At 73.6% G+C, this 18071-nt stretch carries 15 protein-coding genes and 1 pseudogene; 8 read left to right on the top strand and 8 right to left on the bottom strand.

What is annotated here, in order from left to right; translation table 11 throughout:
• Positions 1 to 138: 138 nt before the first annotated feature.
• From LWC35_RS17635 to LWC35_RS17615, 5 genes and pseudogenes are all read right to left on the bottom strand, one after another.
• Positions 139 to 264: pseudogene (locus LWC35_RS17635) on the bottom strand (SDR family oxidoreductase); the annotation flags it as partial.
• Complete coding sequence (locus tag LWC35_RS17630; protein WP_232871236.1) at positions 252 to 599, bottom strand: SDR family oxidoreductase; 348 nt, start codon at positions 597 to 599, stop codon at positions 252 to 254. The gene LWC35_RS17630 and the pseudogene LWC35_RS17635, both read right to left, overlap by 13 nt.
• Before the next feature lie 96 nt (positions 600 to 695).
• Positions 696 to 1862 carry an acyl-CoA dehydrogenase family protein gene (locus LWC35_RS17625; protein ID WP_232871235.1) on the bottom strand — a complete coding sequence of 389 codons (1167 nt, stop codon included), beginning with the start codon at positions 1860 to 1862 and terminating at the stop codon, positions 696 to 698.
• A 19-nt stretch (positions 1863 to 1881) separates the two neighbouring features.
• Positions 1882 to 3588: an AMP-binding protein gene (locus LWC35_RS17620; protein ID WP_232871234.1), complete on the bottom strand. Its 1707-nt coding sequence runs from the start codon at positions 3586 to 3588 to the stop codon at positions 1882 to 1884.
• 56 nt (positions 3589 to 3644) lie between these two features.
• Positions 3645 to 4307, bottom strand: a complete 663-nt coding sequence (locus LWC35_RS17615; protein WP_232871233.1) for a TetR/AcrR family transcriptional regulator — start codon at positions 4305 to 4307, stop codon at positions 3645 to 3647.
• A gap of 88 nt (positions 4308 to 4395) precedes the next feature.
• Here LWC35_RS17615 and LWC35_RS17610 point away from each other — a divergent pair, with 88 nt between their 5' ends.
• The 8 genes from LWC35_RS17610 (at position 4396) to LWC35_RS17575 (ending at position 15569) form a co-directional block, all read left to right on the top strand.
• A complete protein-coding gene (locus tag LWC35_RS17610; protein ID WP_232871232.1) occupies positions 4396 to 5535 on the top strand; it encodes an acyl-CoA dehydrogenase family protein in 1140 nt (379 codons plus the stop codon).
• 9 nt (positions 5536 to 5544) lie between these two features.
• Positions 5545 to 7074: an AMP-binding protein gene (locus LWC35_RS17605; protein ID WP_232871231.1), complete on the top strand. Its 1530-nt coding sequence runs from the start codon at positions 5545 to 5547 to the stop codon at positions 7072 to 7074.
• A complete protein-coding gene (locus tag LWC35_RS17600; protein ID WP_232871230.1) occupies positions 7074 to 8672 on the top strand; it encodes an acyl-CoA carboxylase subunit beta in 1599 nt (532 codons plus the stop codon). The genes LWC35_RS17605 and LWC35_RS17600 overlap by 1 nt, the downstream gene beginning before the upstream one ends.
• A gap of 79 nt (positions 8673 to 8751) precedes the next feature.
• Positions 8752 to 10743, top strand: coding sequence for an ATP-binding protein (locus LWC35_RS17595; protein WP_232871229.1), 1992 nt, complete (start codon positions 8752 to 8754; stop codon positions 10741 to 10743).
• Positions 10740 to 12257, top strand: coding sequence for a class I adenylate-forming enzyme family protein (locus tag LWC35_RS17590; RefSeq protein WP_232871228.1), 1518 nt, complete (start codon positions 10740 to 10742; stop codon positions 12255 to 12257). Before LWC35_RS17595 ends, LWC35_RS17590 begins: the two co-directional genes overlap by 4 nt.
• Positions 12254 to 13030: an enoyl-CoA hydratase/isomerase family protein gene (locus LWC35_RS17585; protein WP_232871227.1), complete on the top strand. Its 777-nt coding sequence runs from the start codon at positions 12254 to 12256 to the stop codon at positions 13028 to 13030. Before LWC35_RS17590 ends, LWC35_RS17585 begins: the two co-directional genes overlap by 4 nt.
• 2 nt (positions 13031 to 13032) lie before the next feature.
• The gene (locus tag LWC35_RS17580) at positions 13033 to 13839 is read left to right on the top strand and encodes a TIGR03084 family metal-binding protein (RefSeq protein ID WP_232871226.1); all 807 of its coding nucleotides are present in this window, start codon (positions 13033 to 13035) and stop codon (positions 13837 to 13839) included.
• Positions 13836 to 15569 carry an acyclic terpene utilization AtuA family protein gene (locus LWC35_RS17575; protein ID WP_232871225.1) on the top strand — a complete coding sequence of 578 codons (1734 nt, stop codon included), beginning with the start codon at positions 13836 to 13838 and terminating at the stop codon, positions 15567 to 15569. Before LWC35_RS17580 ends, LWC35_RS17575 begins: the two co-directional genes overlap by 4 nt.
• Before the next feature lie 12 nt (positions 15570 to 15581).
• Here the strand turns inward: LWC35_RS17575 and LWC35_RS17570 are convergent, their stop codons facing one another.
• The 3 genes from LWC35_RS17570 to LWC35_RS17560 form a co-directional block, all read right to left on the bottom strand.
• Complete coding sequence (locus tag LWC35_RS17570) at positions 15582 to 16415, bottom strand: alpha/beta fold hydrolase (RefSeq protein WP_232871224.1); 834 nt, start codon at positions 16413 to 16415, stop codon at positions 15582 to 15584.
• A gap of 84 nt (positions 16416 to 16499) precedes the next feature.
• Positions 16500 to 17387: an alpha/beta fold hydrolase gene (locus tag LWC35_RS17565; protein ID WP_232871223.1), complete on the bottom strand. Its 888-nt coding sequence runs from the start codon at positions 17385 to 17387 to the stop codon at positions 16500 to 16502.
• 75 nt (positions 17388 to 17462) lie between these two features.
• Entirely contained in the window at positions 17463 to 17915 is a 453-nt protein-coding gene (locus LWC35_RS17560) for an Lrp/AsnC family transcriptional regulator (RefSeq protein ID WP_232871222.1), read from the bottom strand.
• Positions 17916 to 18071: the final 156 nt, after the last annotated feature.

Raw genomic sequence — 18071 nt, 5'->3', positions numbered from 1 at the left:
GCGTCCGCGGTGCGTCGCCGCGCTTCCGATGCTCGCACAGCCGTCGAGATCGTGGTGCCCGTCTCCGGAACAGGGTGGCCCGGCTCGGGCGTCGTGCCGGCGAACGTCGCTGGTGACCCGTCGCCCCGGATGCTCACCTCAGAGCTGGGTGGCCCCTCCGTCGACGGGGAGCTCGGCCCCCGTGGTGTAGGTCGCGTCGAAGCCCAGGAAGGCGACCGCGCTCGCGATCTCCTCGGACCCGCCCATGCGGTTCATCGGGTTGCCGCGGAGGTGGTGAGGACGATCGCGCCGCCGTCCGCGATCAGCGGGGCGAGCCCTTGTACGGTGAAGTACGGGCCCTTCGTGTTGACGGCGAACAACTCGTCATAGGTCTGCTCCTCGGTCCCGACGAGAGTCGTGGTGGCGGAGATGCCCGCGTTGAGGAACAGCAGGTCGATCCCACCCAGCTCGGCCCGGACACGGTCGGCGAGAGCAGCGACCTCGCCGAGTGCGGCACTGTCGCTCCGGACCAGGATCCCCCCGGTCGCCGAGAAGCTCCCGCGCGTGTGCGACCGACGACTCGGACCTGCCCGTCGCGAGGAGCAGGGCGGCGCCTCCACACCGCGCAGTGGATGTTCGGGCCCGACCGGGAGACGATCGCCCGGCGGCGCACGCCCGAGCCCACGCACGTCGAGCGGACCGTGTCCGGCTCCGCGTCAATAGCTCCGGGGCAGGCCCAACACGTGCTGCGCGAGGTAGTTGAGCACCATCTCCTGGGGAACCGGGGCGATCCGCTGCAGCCGGGCCTCCCGGAAGTAGCGCTCCACGTGGTACTCGCGGGCATAGCCGAATCCGCCGTGGGTCTGGACGGCGGCGTCGGCGGCCTGGAAGGCGGCGTCGGCGGCGAGGTACTTGGCGGTGTTGGCCTGCTCGCCGGCGTGCAGGCCGCGGTCGATGCGCCAGGACGCCTCGCGGATGACGAGCTCGGCGGCGCGCAGCCGGGCGTGCGCGTCGGCGAGGGGGAAGGCGATGCCCTGGTTCGCCCCGATCGGCCGGTCGAACACCACCCGCTCGCCGGCGTAGGCCACGGCGCGGCGCAGGGCGGCCCGCCCGATGCCGAGCGCCTCGGCGGCGATGAGCACACGCTCGGCGTTGAGCCCGTCGAGCAGGTAGCGGAAGCCCGCGCCCTCCTCGCCCACCCGGTTCTCCACGGGCACCCGCAGCCCGTCGTAGACCACCTCGCAGGAGGCGACGGCGTTGCGCCCCAGCTTGTCGATCGGCGAGATCGCGACGGCCGGGTCCTTCAGATCCGCGACCAGCAGCGTCATGCCCTGCGTCGGCTTCGCGGCCTCGGCGCGCGGGGTGGTGCGCACGAGGAGCAGGACCTTGTCCGACTCCAGGGCCTTCGACGTCCAGACCTTGCGCCCGTGCACCACGTAGGCGTCGCCGTCGCGGACGGCGCGGGTGGTGACGTTGGTGGTGTCGAGCCCGGCGTCGGGCTCGGTCACCCCGAACGCCACGTGCAGCTTCCCGGAGGCGACGTCGGGGAGCACCCGCCGGCGCAGGTCGTCGCTGCCGTGCAGCACGACCGGGTGCATCCCGAAGATCGACATGTGGATCGCGCTGGCGCCGTTCATGCAGGCCCCGGACGCGGCGACCTCCTCCAGCACGATCGACGCCTCGGTGATCCCGCGCCCGCCGCCGCCGTACTCCTCCGGCATGGCGATGCCGATCCAGCCGCCCTCGGCCATCGCGGCGTAGAACTCCCACGGGAACGTGTGGGTCGAGTCCCGCTCGCTCCAGTACTCGTCCGGGAACCGCGCGCAGAGGTCCCGGACCGCCTCGCGGATCAGCCGGTGGTCGTCGTCCTCGGTGAAGTCCACCGGCCTAGTGTCCCGCGCCTCACGGCGCGGGCCACTGGTACAGGTCGGCGTGGGCCGCGCGCAGCTTGTACTTGAGCACCTTGCCGCCGACGGTGTCGGGCAACGACTCGGCGAACACCACGGCCTTGGGTGTCTCGTAGCCCGCCAGCCGGGTGCGGCAGTGCGCGATCAGGTCCTCGGCCGCGGGCTTGCGCCCGTCCTTCGGCACGACGACGGCGGTCACCGCCTCGCCCCAGTGCGCGTGCGGCAGCCCGATCACCGCGGCCCGCAGCACGTCCGGGTGCTCGTGCAGCACGGCCTCGACCCGGATGCTCGAGACGTTCTCCCCGCCGGACTTCACGATGTCCTTGTACCGGTCGACCATGACCCGCAGGCCGTCCTCGTCGACGGTCGCGGAGTCGCCCGAGTGGAACCAGCCGCCGCGGAAGGCCTCCCGGGTGGCGGCGGGGTTGCGGTAGTAGCCGGCGGTCATGATCGGGGAGCGGTAGACGGCCTCGCCCGGCTCGCCGTCGCGGACCGGCTCGCCCAGCTCGTCGACCACGTCCGAGGCCAGCATCCCGCTCGGCACCCCCACGTAGTTGACGGCCGGTGCGGTGCGGGCGTGGACCTCGGGCCAGCGCGTGGGCCAGAACCGGTGGCAGGCGATGGCCTCGGTCTGCCCGAAGATCCCGAGCGTGACGAACCCGGGTGCGGCGTGCGTCGCCAGTCGCTCCAGGACCGCGGGCGAGAGCGCGCCCCAGCCGTAGACGAGGATCGTCAGGGCCGAGACGTCCAGGTCGGGCCGGGCCTGCAGCTCGTCGGCCAGCGCCGTGACGAACTGCGGGGACCCCGCCCACAGGGCGGTGGCCCGGGTCGTCGCCACGGCCTCGGCGACCGGCCCGGCGGCGGGGCGGCGGCCGAGCGCGAACGAGCCGCCGGAGACGAAGACGCCGAACGGGAAGATCTCTTCGCCGATGTGGTAGATCATCGGCAGGAACGTGCAGAGCCGCAGGTCCGAGTCGTGCCGCAGGCCGCGCGTGAGCGACAGCGCGAAGTTCAGCGCCGCCAGGTGCGCGTAGCTGTGGGAGAGCATCACACCCTTCGGCATCGCGGTGGTGCCGGAGGTGAACAGCAGCTGCCAGATGTCGTCGCCGTGGATCTCGACCTCGGGCTCCTCGGCGGACGCGCCGGCGACGAACGCGCCGAACGCCGGGCTGCCCGCCACCGGCCCGCCGCCGACCGTGATCGTGGCCCCCACGGTCAGCCCCGTCACCGCGAACACCTGCTCGACGCGGGGCCACAGCTCCGCGTCGACGAACGCGAACCGCGGCTCGGTCAACCCGACCAGGTGCTCGAGGACGTCCGGCGCGAGGCTCGGGTTGAGCGGCACCGCGACCATCCCGGCCTTCGCGATCCCGATCTTCGCCAGCAGCGCCTCGACGGAGTTCTCGCAGATCAGCAACACCCGGTCGCCGGGGGAGAGGCCGGTTGCGGCCAACGCCCGGGCGACCCGGTTCGCCGTGTCGTCCGCCTCGCGGTAGGTGACCTCGGCGAACTGCTCCTCGCCGCAGGCCCCGTCGACGGCCGTGATCGCGACCTTGTCCGGGTAGCTCCAGGTCAACCGCTCGAACAGGTCGCCGACCGAGGTGCGCTCCCACCGGTGGACGGCCCGCCGCCCGCGCAGGGTCTCGACGTCGATCGAGGCGGGGTCGGGCAACGCCGCGCCGTGCGGCTGGAGGGGCAGCATGCGGGCCAGCATGCCGTGATCGTCGTCACGATGGCAAGGAAGCAGTCATTCTCGGTTCACTCGATGGCCGCGTCCGCGGGCTCCGGCCCGGGATCGGTCGCCGGCTCGACGCCGAGGCAGGCGTGGGCCATTCCGTCGAGCAGCTCGGCGAGTCGCTCGGGGGCCAGTCCGCTGCGGAAGAACAGGGTGGACTGGATCGCGCCGATGGCCGCGTGCACGGCCAGCCGGAGCTCGCCGTCGGCGAGGTCGCGGCGCAGCGGGGACAGCACGTGGACCCAGTCCTCGAGGTAGTGCCGCTGCAGCCGGCGCAGCCGCCGCCGGTCCTCCTCGGGCAGCGTGTGCACCTCCCGGTGGTAGACGGCGAGCACGCTCCGGTCCTCGATCGCGACCCGGATGTGGTCCCTGACCAGCGCCGACAGATGGGCTCGCTCGTCGCCGGGCCCCGCCAGGACTGCCCCGGCGCCCTCCTGCAGCCGGGCCATCACGCGGTCGAGCAGGGCGACCAGGATCGCGGTCTTGCTGTCGAAGTGCCGGTAGACGCCGGACCCGACGATCCCGGCCTCGGCGCCGATGTCGGCCATCCCGACGGTGTGGAAACCGCGCCGCGAGGCCAGCTGCGCGGCGGCGGCCAGGATCCGTTCGCGGCGCTCCGGGTCCCGCCGGCTGCGCCCGCCGGCGGTCGTTCCTGCGGCGGCGGCGGTGGTGGGGACGGTCGGCATCTGGTCAGCATGGCAGCCGCACGGTAGGGTCCGCCACGAGTGAACCAGGAATCACAATCCAGGTTCCGCCGGAGCGACGGGAGTCGGAGTGGACTTCGCCGAGAGCGACGAGCACCGCGACCTGCGGGCGGCGGTCGGGGCCGTCGCGGCGCCCTACGGGGGCGCCTACTACGTCGAGCACGCGCGCACGGGCACCGAGTGCACCGAGCTGTGGCACGCCCTGGGCGACGCCGGGTTCGCCGGGGTCAACGTGCCGGAGGAGTACGGCGGGGGCGGCGGTGGCCTCGTCGAGCTCGCCCTGGTGTGCGAGGAGATCGCGGCGCGGGGCGCGCCGATCCTCCTGCTGCTCGTCACGCACGCCATCTCGGCCGAGGTGATCGCCGAGTACGGCTCCGAGGAGCAGCGCAAGGAGTGGCTGCCCGGACTCGCGAGCGGCCGGCAGAAGGTGGTCTTCGCGATCACGGAGCCCGAGGCGGGGTCCAACACGCACAAGCTCTCCACGCGGGCCCGCCGCGTGGGGGACGAGTGGGTCGTGACGGGGGAGAAGTACTACATCTCCGGCGTCGACGAGGCCGAGGCGCTGCTGCTGGTCGCGCGCACGGGCGACGAGGGCCGGCTGTCGCTGTTCCTGGTCCCCACCGACGCCCCGGGCCTGCAGAAGACCGTGCTCCCGGTCGACGTGATGCTCCCCGAGAAGCAGTTCACGCTGCACTTCGACGAGGTGCGGCTGCCGGCGTCGGCGCTGGTCGGGGAGGAGGGGCAGGGCTTCCGGCAGGTGTTCCACGGGCTCAACCCCGAGCGGATCACCGGTGCGGCGCTGTGCGTCGGCATCGCGCGCTACGCCCTGGACCGCGCCGCCCGGTACGCGCAGGACCGGCAGGTGTGGGACCGGCCGATCGGCGCCCACCAGGGCGTGTCGCACCCGCTGGCCAAGGCCAAGATCGAGACCGAGCTGGCCGCGCTGATGACCCGCAAGGCCGCGTGGCTGCACGCGAACGGGTTGCCGGCCGGTGAGGCGTCGAACATGGCGAAGTACGCCGCGGCCGAGGCCGCGCTGGCGGCGCTCGACGCCGCGATGCAGACCCACGGCGGCAACGGCGTGGCGCAGGAGTTCGGGCTGCTGCCGTACTGGGGGCTGGCCCGGCTGCTGCGGATCGCCCCGGTGAACCGGGAGATGATCCTCAACTTCGTCGCCCAGCACAGCCTGGGCCTCCCGCGGTCCTACTAGGAAGCGCCCATGTCCGTCAACCTGATCCAACGGGTCAACGTCGGCGACGCGCTGACCCGCTCCGCCTTCGCCCGCCCCGACCACCTCGCCGTGGTCGACGGGGACCGGCGCTGGACCTACGCGGAGTTCGACGCCTGGGTGAACCGCCTGGCCCGCGGGCTGCTCGCGCGCGGCTACCGGGTGGGCGACGCCCTGGCCCTGGCCTCGGCGAACAGTGCCGAGTTCCTCGCCGTGTACTACGCCTGCGCCAAGGCCGGCGTGGTGTGCGTGCCGGTCAACCTCGGCTGGCGGCCGCACGAGGTGGCGTACGTCCTCGACCACTCCCGGGCCCGCGGGATCGTGGCGGAGAGCCGGCTGGTGGCGGGGCTGGCCGAGCTGGAGCTGCCCGAGACGTACGTCGTCGGGGACGGCCCGACGACGCTCACCGACCTCGAGTCCCCGGACGACTCGCCGGTCGAGGTCGAGATCCCGGACCGGGCGCCGCTGAGCTACCTCTACACGTCCGGGACGACGTCGTTCCCGAAGGGCGTGGTGGGCACCCACCTGGCGATCCACCTCGAGTCGATGTCCGCGGCGCTGGACTCGGGCTGGAACGCCGCCGACCGCTTCGTCGCGATGATGCCGATGTTCCACACGGCCCAGCTCAACGCCTTCTGCACGCCCGCGATCACCGTCGGGGCCACGATCCACGTGCACCGCGGCTTCGAGCCCGAGCGCTTCCTCGACACCATCGAGCGCGAGAAGATCACCCAGGTGTTCGGGCTGCCCATGATGTACCGCGCGGCGTTGGAGCACCCGTCGTTCGGCTCCCGGGACCTGTCCTCGCTCAGGCGGGCCGTCTACGCCATGGCGCCCATGCCCGAGGCGCAGATCAAGGCGTGTCTGGACGGTTTCGGCTGCGACTTCGCGCTGCTCTTCGGGCAGACCGAGATGTCGCCGATCACCACGCTGTTCCGGCCCGAGCACCAGCTCAGCCACGTCGGCGCCGTCGGCACCCCGCTGACCGGCGTGCAGGTCGCGATCATGGCCGAGGACGGGACCCTGTTGCCGCGCGGCGGGACCGGGGAGATCGTCTACCGGGGTCCGTCGACCATGCAGGAGTACCTGCGCAACCCGGAGGCGACCGCGGAGGCGTTCCGGCACGGCTGGTTCCACTCCGGCGACGTGGGGCGCTTCGGCGAGGACGGCGTGCTCTGGTTCGCCGACCGCTCCAAGGACGTGATCAAGACGGGCGGCGAGAACGTCGCGTCGATCGAGGTCGAGCGGGCGGTCTACGACGCCGAGCCGAAGGTGGCCGAGGTCGTGGTGGTCGGTCTGCCGCACGAGCGGTGGAGCGAGGCGATCACCGCCGTCGTGGTGGCGAAGCCGGGGGAGACGCTCGACCCGGAGGCGCTGCGCGTCGCCCTCAAGGACCGGCTCGACGGCTACAAGGTGCCCAAGTCCGTGATCGTCGTCGACGAGCTCCCACGGACCTCGACCGGGAAGATCCAGAAGAACGTCGTCCGCGAGACGCACGCGGACCACTACGGGGGACAGTGATGCCCGTCCTGAAGTCCCTGCTCGACGTCTCGTCGGAGACCTACGCGAGCAACCGCAAGGCCCAGCTGGAGGTGATCGACCAGCTGAACGAGCAGCTGGAGCTCGCGATCGCCGGCGGCGGCGAGCGCTACGCGCAGCGGCACCGCGACCGCGGCAAGCTCCTGGTGCGCGAGCGGCTGGAGCTGTTGCTGGACCCGGACAGCCCGTTCCTGGAGCTGTCCCCGCTCGCCGCGTGGGGCACCGAGTTCACCGTCGGCGCCTCCGTGCTCACCGGCATCGGCGTGGTGTCCGGGGTGGAGTGCGTGGTGATCGGGCACGACCCGACCGTGCGCGGCGGGGCGATGAACCCCTACTCGCTGAAGAAGACGTTGCGCGCGTTGGAGATCGCCCGGGTCAACCGGCTCCCGGTGATCAACCTGGTGGAGTCCGGCGGGGCCGACCTGCCCACCCAGGCGGACCTGTTCGTGCCCGCCGGGCGGATCTTCCACGAGCTCACCGAGCTGTCCTCGCTGGCCATCCCCACGGTCGCGCTGGTCTTCGGCAACTCCACGGCCGGCGGCGCCTACGTGCCCGGCATGTGCGACTACGCGGTGCTGGTCGACCGGCAGGCCAAGGTCTTCCTCGGCGGCCCGCCGCTGGTCAAGATGGCCACCGGCGAGGAGTCCGACGACGAGTCGCTCGGCGGCGCGGAGATGCACTCGCGGATCTCCGGGCTCTCGGACTACTTCGCCGCCGACGAGCACGACGCCATCCGGCTCGGCCGCCAGATCCTGTCCCGGATCAACTGGCACAAGCTCGGGCCCGCGCCGGCGCCGAACCCGCAGCCGCCGCGCTACGACCCGGAGGAGATCCTCGGCATCGTCCCGCCGGACCCGAAGGTTCCGTTCGACCCGCGCGAGATCCTGGCCCGCACCGTCGACGGTTCGGACTTCGACGAGTACAAGCCGCTCTACGGCACGTCGCTGGTCACCGGCTGGGCCTCGCTGCACGGCTATCCCGTGGGCATCCTCGCCAACCACCGCGGGGTGCTGTTCAGCGAGGAGGCCAAGAAGGCGTCCGAGTTCATCCTGCTGGCGAACCAGACCGACACGCCGCTGGTCTTCCTGCAGAACACCACCGGCTACATGGTGGGCAGGGACTACGAGCAGGGCGGGATCATCAAGGACGGCGCCAAGATGATCAACGCCGTGACCAACAGCCAGGTCCCGCACCTGACGATCAACATGGCGTCGTCGTTCGGGGCGGGCAACTACGGGATGTCGGGCCGCGCCTACGACCCGCGGCTGATGTTCGCCTGGCCCGGCGCGAAGCTCGCGGTGATGGGTGCCGCGCAGCTCGCCGGGGTCATGTCGATCGTGGGGCGGGCGTCGGCGGCGTCGCAGGGCAGGCCGTTCGACGAGGAGGCCGACGCGGCCCGCACCCGCGCGATCGAGCAGCAGATCGAGGCCGAGTCGCACAGCTTCTTCGTCACCGCCAAGCTCTACGACGACGGCATCGTCGACCCCCGCGACACCCGCACCGTGCTCGGCCTCTCGCTGTCCGCCGTGCACTCCCAGACCGTCGCCGGCCGCCGCGGCTTCGGCGTCTTCCGGATGTGAACGGACGGTCGGGGGGTTCCGCCCCCCAACGACCCCCAGGACAGGCGTCGGCCCCCGACGGCCCCCCGAAAGGCCTTCGATGATTCACAAGCTCCTTGTCGCGAACCGCGGGGAGATCGCCGCCCGCGTGATGCGCACCGCCCACGCCCTCGGCATCGCGACCGTCGCGGTGTACTCCGACCCCGACGCGGACGCCCCGTTCGTCCGGCTCGCCGACGAGGCGGTGCGGCTCCCCGGTGCCGCCCCGTCGGACACCTACCTGCGCGGCGACCTCGTGATCGAGGCCGCGCGGGCGACCGGCGCCGACGCCGTGCACCCCGGCTACGGGTTCCTGTCCGAGAACGCCGGGTTCGCGCGGGACTGTGCGGCCGCGGGGCTGACCTTCGTCGGGCCCACCCCCGAGGCCATCGCGTCGATGGGCTCCAAGCTCGAGGCCAAGGCGCTGATGGAGAAGGCGGGCGTGCCCGTCCTTCCCGGGGCGACCGTCGGGCCCGACACCGACCTCGGCGCGGTCGCCGCGGACATCGGCTTCCCGGTGCTGGTCAAGGCCGCGTTCGGGGGCGGCGGGCGCGGGATGCGGGTGGTCCACGAACCGGCGGAGCTGGCCGCCGCCGTCGAGGGCGCGCGGCGGGAGGCGGCGTCGGCGTTCGGCGACGGGACGGTGTTCCTGGAGCGGTTCGTGGTCGACCCCCGCCACGTCGAGGTGCAGATCGTCGGCGACACCCACGGCGAGGTCGTGCACCTGTTCGAGCGCGAGTGCTCGATCCAGCGGCGCTACCAGAAGATCGTCGAGGAGAGCCCGTCGCCGGCGGTCGACGACGCACTGCGGGCCGAGCTGGGGGCCGCCGCCGTCGCCGCAGGGAAGGCGATCGGGTACACCGGCGCCGGGACCGTCGAGTTCGTCGTGGATGCCTCCGGGGGGTCTCCGGGGGGCGGAGCGCCCCGGATGGAGTTCTTCTTCCTCGAGGTCAACACCCGGCTGCAGGTCGAGCACCCGGTCACCGAGCTGGTGACCGGTCTGGACCTGGTGGCGCTGCAGCTGCGGGTGGCCGAGGGCGAGCCGCTGCCGCCCGAGGTGACCGGCGCCGTGCTCGACGGGCACGCGATCGAGGTGCGGCTCTACGCCGAGGACGTCCCCGCCGGCTTCCTCCCCGCCACCGGCACGCTGCACCGGTTCCGCATCCCGGACCTGCCCGGGGTGCGGGTGGACACCGGTGTCGAGGACGGTTCCGTCGTCAGCCCGCACTACGACCCGATGCTGGCCAAGGTGATCGCCCACGGCCGCACCCGCGCCGAGGCCGCCCGCACGCTCGCCCGGGCGCTGCGGCGGGCCGAGATCCACGGCGTCACCACCAACCGGGACCTGCTCGTCGACATCCTCCGCGAGGAGGAGTTCCTCGCCGGCCGCACCGACACGGGCTACCTGACCAGGCACTCCGCGCTCGTGAGTGGCGACGGTCGGCCGAGCGGCCACCCACGGGCCCTCGCGGCGGCGTTGGCGGCCCAGGCGGGGAACAGGGTCGCGGCGCCGGTGCTGCGGAACCTGCCGTCCGGGTGGCGCAACGTCGGCGGGATGCCGCAGCGGGTCGCCTACACCCTCGGCGACGAGAAGCTGGAGGTCGCGTACACGTTCCGGCGCGGCTGGTTGACGGCCTCGGTGAACGGCGCGCTGCTCGACGTGCGGCGCGCCGAGGCGACGCCCGACGCCGTCGAGCTGGAGGTCGGCGGGGTGCGGCGGCGGTACACCGTGCACCGCGTCCCGGGCTGGTCGTTCGTCGACGGCCCGGACGGGTCCGCCGCCCTGGCCGAGGTGCCGCGCTTCGCCGACCCCGACGCCGTCGCCCACGCCGGGTCCCTGCTCGCGCCCATGCCGGGTGCCGTGCTGCGGGTGCTCGCCGCCCCGGGCGACACCGTCACCGCGGGCCAGGCCCTGGTCGTGCTGGAGGCGATGAAGATGGAGCACACCGTGACCGCACCCGTCGACGGCGTGGTCGGCGAGCTCCACGTCGGGGCCGGGGACCAGGTCGAGACGGGTCAGGTGCTGGCCGTGGTCGAGGAGGAGGCGTCGTGAACATCGCCGGCCTGCTGCGGCGCGCCGCGGCCGACCACGCGGGCCAGGTCGCCCTCCGGCTCGACGACACCGAGATCGGGTACGCCCAGTTCGCCGAGCGGGGCGGGCGCTTCGCGGCGTACCTGCGGGCGACCGGGGTCGAGCCCGGCGAGCGGATCGGCTTCTTCCTGCCCAACTGCCTGGAGTACCTGATCGGGCTGCTCGGCACGTGGCAGGCGGGTGCGGTCGGCGTCCCGCTCAACTACCTGTTCCCCGACGCCCCGCTGCGGCACGCGATCGAGGACTCCGGGGTGACCCGGCTCGTGGCGCCGCCCGGCGACGTCGAGCGGCTGAAGACCCTCCTCGGCGGGGGTGGGCCGGAGATCCTCACCACCGGGCCCGACGGGGGCTTCGCCCGGGTGCTGGCCGCGCACGAGCCCGTCCACGACGTCGTCCCGCGGCTGGACCGCGACGACGCGCTGCTCATGTACACCTCCGGCTCGACCGGGGTGCCGAAGGGCGTGCGGCAGACCCACCGCAACACCACCGCACAGGTCGACGGCGTGATCGACCTCTACCAGCTCACCTCGGCCGACCACGTGCTCAACTGCATGCCGCTGTTCCACGTCGGCGGGCTGCAGCTGGCGAGCCTGCCGATCCTGCTCCGCGGTGGGCAGATCACGTTCATGCCGCGCTGGGACGTCACCGTGTGGCTCGACCTCGCGCAACGGCTGCGGCCCACCTACGGCGGCCTGATCTCCACGATGATGATCGACGTCGGCAACCGGACCGCCGCGAACCCCGTCGTCCTCGACTCCTTCCGGATCTGCATGTTCGGCGGCTCCCGCACGCCCACGGCCGCGATCGAGCGGCTGGAGGCGGGCACCGGGATCCGGGGCGTCGAGATCTACGGGCAGACCGAGCAGAGCGGGCTCGTGGTGTCCTACGCCGCCGGCGACCCGCGCCGACCGGACTCGATGGGCAAGCCGTTGGAGCAGGTCGTGCGCACGAGGCTGGTTCGGGTGGGCGGGGCCGACGACACGGCCGGCGGGCCCGACCTGCGGCCCGGCGACGAGGGCGTCGGCGAGCTCTGGGTGCAGGGCGACGCGGTGACGCCGGGGTACTGGCATCTCGAGGCGCCGGAGAAGTGGGCCGACGGCTGGTTCCGCACCGGCGACCTCGTGTCCGTCGACGCCGACGGCTACCTGTACTACGTGGACCGGATCGACGACATGATCGTCTCCGGAGGGGAGAACGTGTTCCCGCAGATGGTCGAGGAGCACCTGGCGGACCATCCCGACCTCGCCGAGGTGGCGGTCATCGGGACGGCGCACGAGCGCTGGGTGGAGCAGGTGACCGCGGTCGTCGTGCCGAAGCACCCGGGCGTCACGGCCGAGCAGATCGCCGAGTGGTGCGCCACCAACCCCGACCTGCGTGGCATGCACAAGCCGCGGCGCATCGAGATCGTCGACGCCCTGCCGCGGACCGGCAGCGGCAAGCTGAACCGCCCCGAGCTGAGGAAGAGGTTCCCGTGAGCGAGACCCTGACCGACGTGGTGACCTACGAGGTCGTGGACGGGGTCGCCTGGCTCACCATCGACCGGCCCGCGGCCCGCAATGCGCTGAGCAGGGACGTTCGCGAGGGGCTCTGGGAGGGCACGCACCGGTTCGTCGCCGACGACTCCGCGGCGGTGCTGGTGCTGACCGGGGCCGGGGACAAGGCCTTCTGCGCCGGCGGTGACCTCAAGGAGATGGCGGAGACCTCCCTGGAGATCCCGCCGCCGGACTTCCTGCCGCAGTTCGGGCGCAACGTCGAGGTCCCCAAGCCGACGATCGCCGCGGTCAACGGGGTGGCCTACGCCGGGGGGTTCCTGCTGGCCCAGCAGTGCGACCTGGTCGTGGCCGCCGAGCACGCCCGGTTCGCGGTCACCGAGGTGAAGGTGGGGCGCGGCTCGCCGTGGGCCGCGCCGCTGTCCTGGCTGGTCCCGCCGCGGGTCGCGCTGGAGATCCTGCTGACCGGCGACCCCCTCGACGCCGCCCGCGCCCGCGAGGTCGGCCTGGTCAACCAGGTCGTCCCCGGGGCAGAGTTGCGGGGGCGCACACAGGAGCTCGCCCGGCGGATCGCGGCCAACGCGCCGTTGTCCGTGCGGGCGGCGAAGCGTACGGCGTACCTCTCCGCGGAGTGCACCCGCGCGGAGGCGTACGAGCGTGCGGAGGAGATCTGGGCGCCGGTCTACCGGTCGGCGGACGCCCAGGAGGGACCTGCCGCGTTCCGCGACAAGCGGACCCCGGTGTGGAAGGGGAGATAGCGATGCCCGTCTCGATGGCCGCGCTGGCCGACGACCTCGCCGCCGAGTCGGCGGAGCTGCGCGCGCTCCTGGCGCCGCTGGACCACCACGGCTGGGCCCGCGACACCCCCGCCGAGGGGTGGACGATCGCCGACCAGGTCTCCCACCTGGCGTACTTCGACGACGTCACCCTGCAGTCCGCCACGGACCCCGACGCCTTCCGTGCCGAGCTGGAGCGGATCGAGGCCGAGGGCGGCGTGAACCCCGACGCGGTGGCCGCGCGGTTCCGCGACCTGTCCGGCGGTGAGCTGCTGCGCTGGTTCGACCTGTCCCGGGAGCGGCTGATCGAGGCGTTCCGGGGCCTCGAGCCCGGGCTGCGGGTGCCGTGGTTCGGACCGCCGATGAGCGCGGCGTCGTCGCTCACCGCCCGGATCATGGAGACCTGGGCGCACGGGCAGGACGTGGCCGACGCGCTCGGCGTGGTCCGCGAGCCCAGCGCCCGGCTGCGGCACGTGGCCCACATCGGGGTGGGGGCGCGGGCGTTCAGCTACGCGCTCCACGGCCGCGAGCTGCCGGCCGCACCGGTGCGGGTGGAGCTCGACGCCCCCGACGGGTCGCTGTGGACCTGGGGCCCGGAGGACGCGACCGACCGGATCACCGGGACCGCGCTGGACTTCGCCCTGCTCATCACGCAGCGGCGCCACCGGGACGACCTCGCGCTCGTCGTGACCGGCCCGGCCGCGCAGGAGTGGGTGGAGATCGGCCAGGCGTTCGCCGGCGAGCCCGGGACCGGCCGGGAGCCGGGACTGTTCGTGGGAGGTTCTGCATGACGCGCCCCGTTCGCATCGGGAACTGCTCCGGGTTCTACGGCGACCGGTTGCGCGCGGCGCGGGAGATGGTCGAGGGCGTCGGGGCGGGTGGGGAGGGCATCGACGTGCTCTGCGGGGACTACCTCGCCGAGCTCACCATGCTGATCCTGGCGAAGGCCCAGGCCAAGGACCCCGCGGCGGGCTATGCGCGAACCTTCCTGACCCAGATGGAGGACGTGCTGGCGACCTGCCTGGAGAAGGGGATCAGGGTCGTCTCGAACGCGGGTGGGCTCAATCCGGCCGGGCTGGCCGCCGCGATCGACGCCCTCGGCACCGGGGCGAAGGTCGCGTACGTCGAGGGCGACGACCTGCGCGGCGCGCTCGGCGCGATCGCGCCGCCGGTCGAGGGCAAGCCGGTGTCCGCCAACGCCTACCTGGGCGGCTGGGGGATCGCCGAGGCCCTCGCGGCGGGGGCCGACGTGGTGGTGACGGGCCGGGTCACGGACGCGTCGCTCGTCGTCGGGCCGGCGGCGTGGTGGCACGGCTGGGGCCGGGAGGACTTCGACGCGCTGGCGGGCGCGGTCGTCGCCGGGCACGTGATCGAGTGCGGCCCGCAGGCCACCGGCGGCAACTACGCCTTCCTCGACGAGATCACCGACCGCCGCTACCCGGGCTTCCCGATCGCCGAGGTCGCCGCGGACGGGTCGTCGGTGATCACCAAGCACCCGGGCACCGGCGGGCTGGTCTCCGTCGGCACGGTCACCGCGCAGCTGCTCTACGAGATCGCGGCGCCCGCCTACCCGGGCCCGGACTGCACCACGCACTTCGACACGATCCGGCTGGACCAGGAGGGCGAGCACCGCGTCGCGATCTCCGGCGTCCGCGGGAGCGCGCCGCCGCCCACGCTCAAGGTCGCGCTGAACGAGGCGGGCGGCTACCGCAACACCATGACCCTGGTGCTGACCGGGCTGGACGTCGAGGCCAAGGCGGCGTTCGCCGAGGAGCTGCTGTTCGACGTGCTGGGCGGGCGGGCGCGGTTCGCCGACGTCGACGTCCGGCTGCTGCGGTTCGACACGCCCGACGCGCCCGCGAACGAGCGGGCCACGGCGCACCTGCGGATCACCGTCAAGGACCCCGACCCGCGGAAGGTCGGGCGGGCCTTCTCCAACGCGACGATGGAGCTCGCCCTGGGCGGCTACGCGGGCTTCCACACGACCACGCCGCCGACCGCGGAGTCCGCCTACGGCGTGTACCGGCCGGCTGCCGTGCCGCGGGAGGCGGTCACGCACACCGTCGTCCTGCCGGGCGGGGAGCGGCGGGTCGTGGCGGACCCGCCGGTCGTCGCCGCGACGGCGAACGAGCCGACCGCCGGGTCCCCGGCGGCAGAGAGCGAACACCGCCGACCCGGCGGCCCCACGCGGTCGGTCCCGCTCGGCACGGTGTGCGGAGCGCGTTCGGGGGACAAGGGCGGCGACGCGAACATCGGCGTCTGGGCGCGCACGGACGAGGGCTACGCGTGGCTCCGCGGGTTCCTGACGGTCGAGAAGGCGCGGGAGCTGCTCGGGCCGGAGGCCGCGGACCTGCCGATCGAGGTGCACGCGCTGCCCAACCTGCAGGCGCTCAACATCGTGGTGCACGGCCTCCTCGGCGAGGGCGTCGCCTCCTCCACCCGGCCGGACCCGCAGGCCAAGGGGCTGGGGGAGTACCTGCGCAGCCGGGTCGTCGAGGTCCCGGAGGCGCTGCTCGGCTGAGACCCGGGCCGCTCAGGGACCGGCCGGCACCGGGTGGCCGACGCGGCCGGGGACCCGGTCGGGCGCGGTGACCTCCAGGATCGTGCGCACCACCAGCGCCGGGTCGTCGTACATCGGCACGTGCCCGACCCCGGGCAGCCGGACCCGCTCGGCGTCGGGGAACAGGGTGCGGAACCGTTCGGCGTAGCGCGGGGCGGGCAGCAGCCGGTCCTGCGCGGACCAGGCGATCCGCACCGGTACGTCCGGCGCCGGAACCGTGAAGTCGTAGTCGATCGCCGACCGCAGCAGCGGGCGCAGGAAGCGGCACCGGGCGTTGTCGCGCAGGAAGTCCGCGGCCTCGGCCGGCTCCAGGCGGTCCCCGTGCTCCACGCCGAGCCGGAGCAACGCCCGGCGCGCGGGGGCGAGCCGCACCGCCCGGTCCAGGTGGCGCTCGGTGCGGCGGGCCATGTCGTGCGCCGGCACCAGCAGCCGCCAGACGCGGTGGACCTCGTCGCTGTCCGGCAGCCAGCCGCCCGCCGGGGACAGCGCGACCACCGAGAGCGCCCGGCCGCGCGCGGCCAGCTCGAAGGCCAGCCAGCCGCCGAGCGAGTTGCCGACCAGGTGCGCCCGCGTGATCCCGGCCGTGTCGAGCGCGGCCTCCACGCCGTCGACCAGCGCCGGGACGGTCGGGCGGACCCGCACCGGGAAGAGGTCGCCGCCCACGTGGCCCCGCAGGGGCACGGCCCGGACCTCGTGGCGCGCCCGCAGCCCGGGCAGCACACGGTCCCAGGCGCGGGCGCTGCCGCCGAGCCCGTGCAGGCACACCAGGGGCTCGCGAACGGGCTCGCGGGCGTGCGGGTCGGCCATCCGGGCTCCTCCGTCGTCAGGTGAACGACAGGGGAATCGCCGGAACGGCCGGGAATGTCACACGCCGGGCCGGAATCGGGCCGATCAGGCGGGCGGAACCACCCGGTCGAGCCACTCCAGCAGGTCGGCGACGACCTCCGCGCGGTTGGTCTCGTTGAACACCTCGTGCCGGGCGCCCGGCCAGATCCGCACCGTCACGTCCTCGACCCCCGCCGCCGCGAGCCTCTCGGAGAGCGGGTGCAGCAGCGCGAGCCCGCCGTTGACGGGGTCGGCGTCGCCGACCGTGATCAGGACCGGGAGGTCCGGCCGGATGTTCCCGACGCGGGCGGGGTCGGCCAGCGTCCGGCCGCCCGCGAACATGGCCTTGGCCCCGGGGACGTCGAGCCCGAAACCGCACGCGGGGTCGGCCACGTACTCGTCGACCTCGGCCTCGTCCCGGGAGAGCCACTCGTAGCCGGTGCGCTGCGCGAAGGGCGCGTTGAAGCCGGACAGGTCGATGGGGCCGTCGAGGTCGAGGTTCGGCTCCAGCAGGTCGATCACGGCGGTGCCGGAGAGGACCAGCCCGTCGATCTCGGCCGAGTGGTCGAGCACCCACTGCTGGGCGGCGAAGGAGCCCATGCTGTGCCCGAGCAGGACGACCGGCAGGCCGGGGAAGGCGGCCCGGCCGGCGTCGAGCAGGATCCCGATGTCGTCGACCAGGCCGGTCCAGCCGGTGGTGCCGAGGACGCCGTGCCGCTCCGGGGCGCCGGCGGTGGCGCCGTGCCCGCGGTGGTCCTGCCCCTGCACCACGAACCCGCGCTCCGTCAGCGCCCCGGCCAGCCGGTCGTAACGGCGCAGGTGCTCGCCCATCCCGTGGGTGAGCTGCACGATCCCGCGCGGGGTGCCCGCCGGCTCCCACCGGTAGGCGGTGACCTCCGTGCCGTCGCGGCCGGTGATCGTGAAGGTGGTCGGTGCGGGGGTCGGCTCGGTCACGGGGCCTCCTCGGGCGGTCGGGCGTGATCGTCGTCGGCGGCCCGCGGACGGGTCAAGGGGCCGCCGGGTCGCGGGTCAGGAGGCCCCGCGGTTCCACGCGCCCAGCACCAGCAGGGTCTTCGTGCCGGTGACGGTGCCGGCGGTGCGCAGGGTGTCGATGACCTCCTGCAGGTGGGCGACGTCGCGGACGCGGACCCGGACGAGCGCGTCGGGGTCCCCGGCGATGGTGAAGATCGACTGCACCTCGGGCACGGTGCTGGCGGTGGCGACGATGTCGGCGACCCCGGTGGTCCCGGCGTAGCGCAGCTCGGTGAAGGCCTCGACGCCCCAGCCGAGCTTGGCGTGGTCGATCTGCGCGGTGAAGCCGGTGATCACCCCGAGCTCCTGCAGCCGGTCGACGCGGCGCTTCACCGCCGCCACCGACAGGCCGACGATCCCGGCCATGTCCGAGTAGGTGCGGCGCCCGTCCTCCTGCAGCAGGGCGAGCAGCCGGTGGTCGATGGAGTCGATGGCGTCGACCTCGGGCACGTGGCCTCCTCACGCAAAGAATTCCGCTGGGATCGAGCCTAGCCCGAGATGTTTTGCGTCTTGGAGGGCAGTTCGCGCGACTTGCTTGCGTGTCCCCCGATCACTCCGGTGTGCTCGACGCCACGCGCGCCGGGAACCGGCGCCCCGGGAGCGACG

Source organism: Pseudonocardia kujensis, assembly GCF_021283305.1.
Lineage (GTDB): Bacteria > Actinomycetota > Actinomycetes > Mycobacteriales > Pseudonocardiaceae > Pseudonocardia > Pseudonocardia kujensis.
Note: the sequence above shows the minus strand (reverse complement) of the source record. Positions and strands in the feature narration are given on the sequence as shown.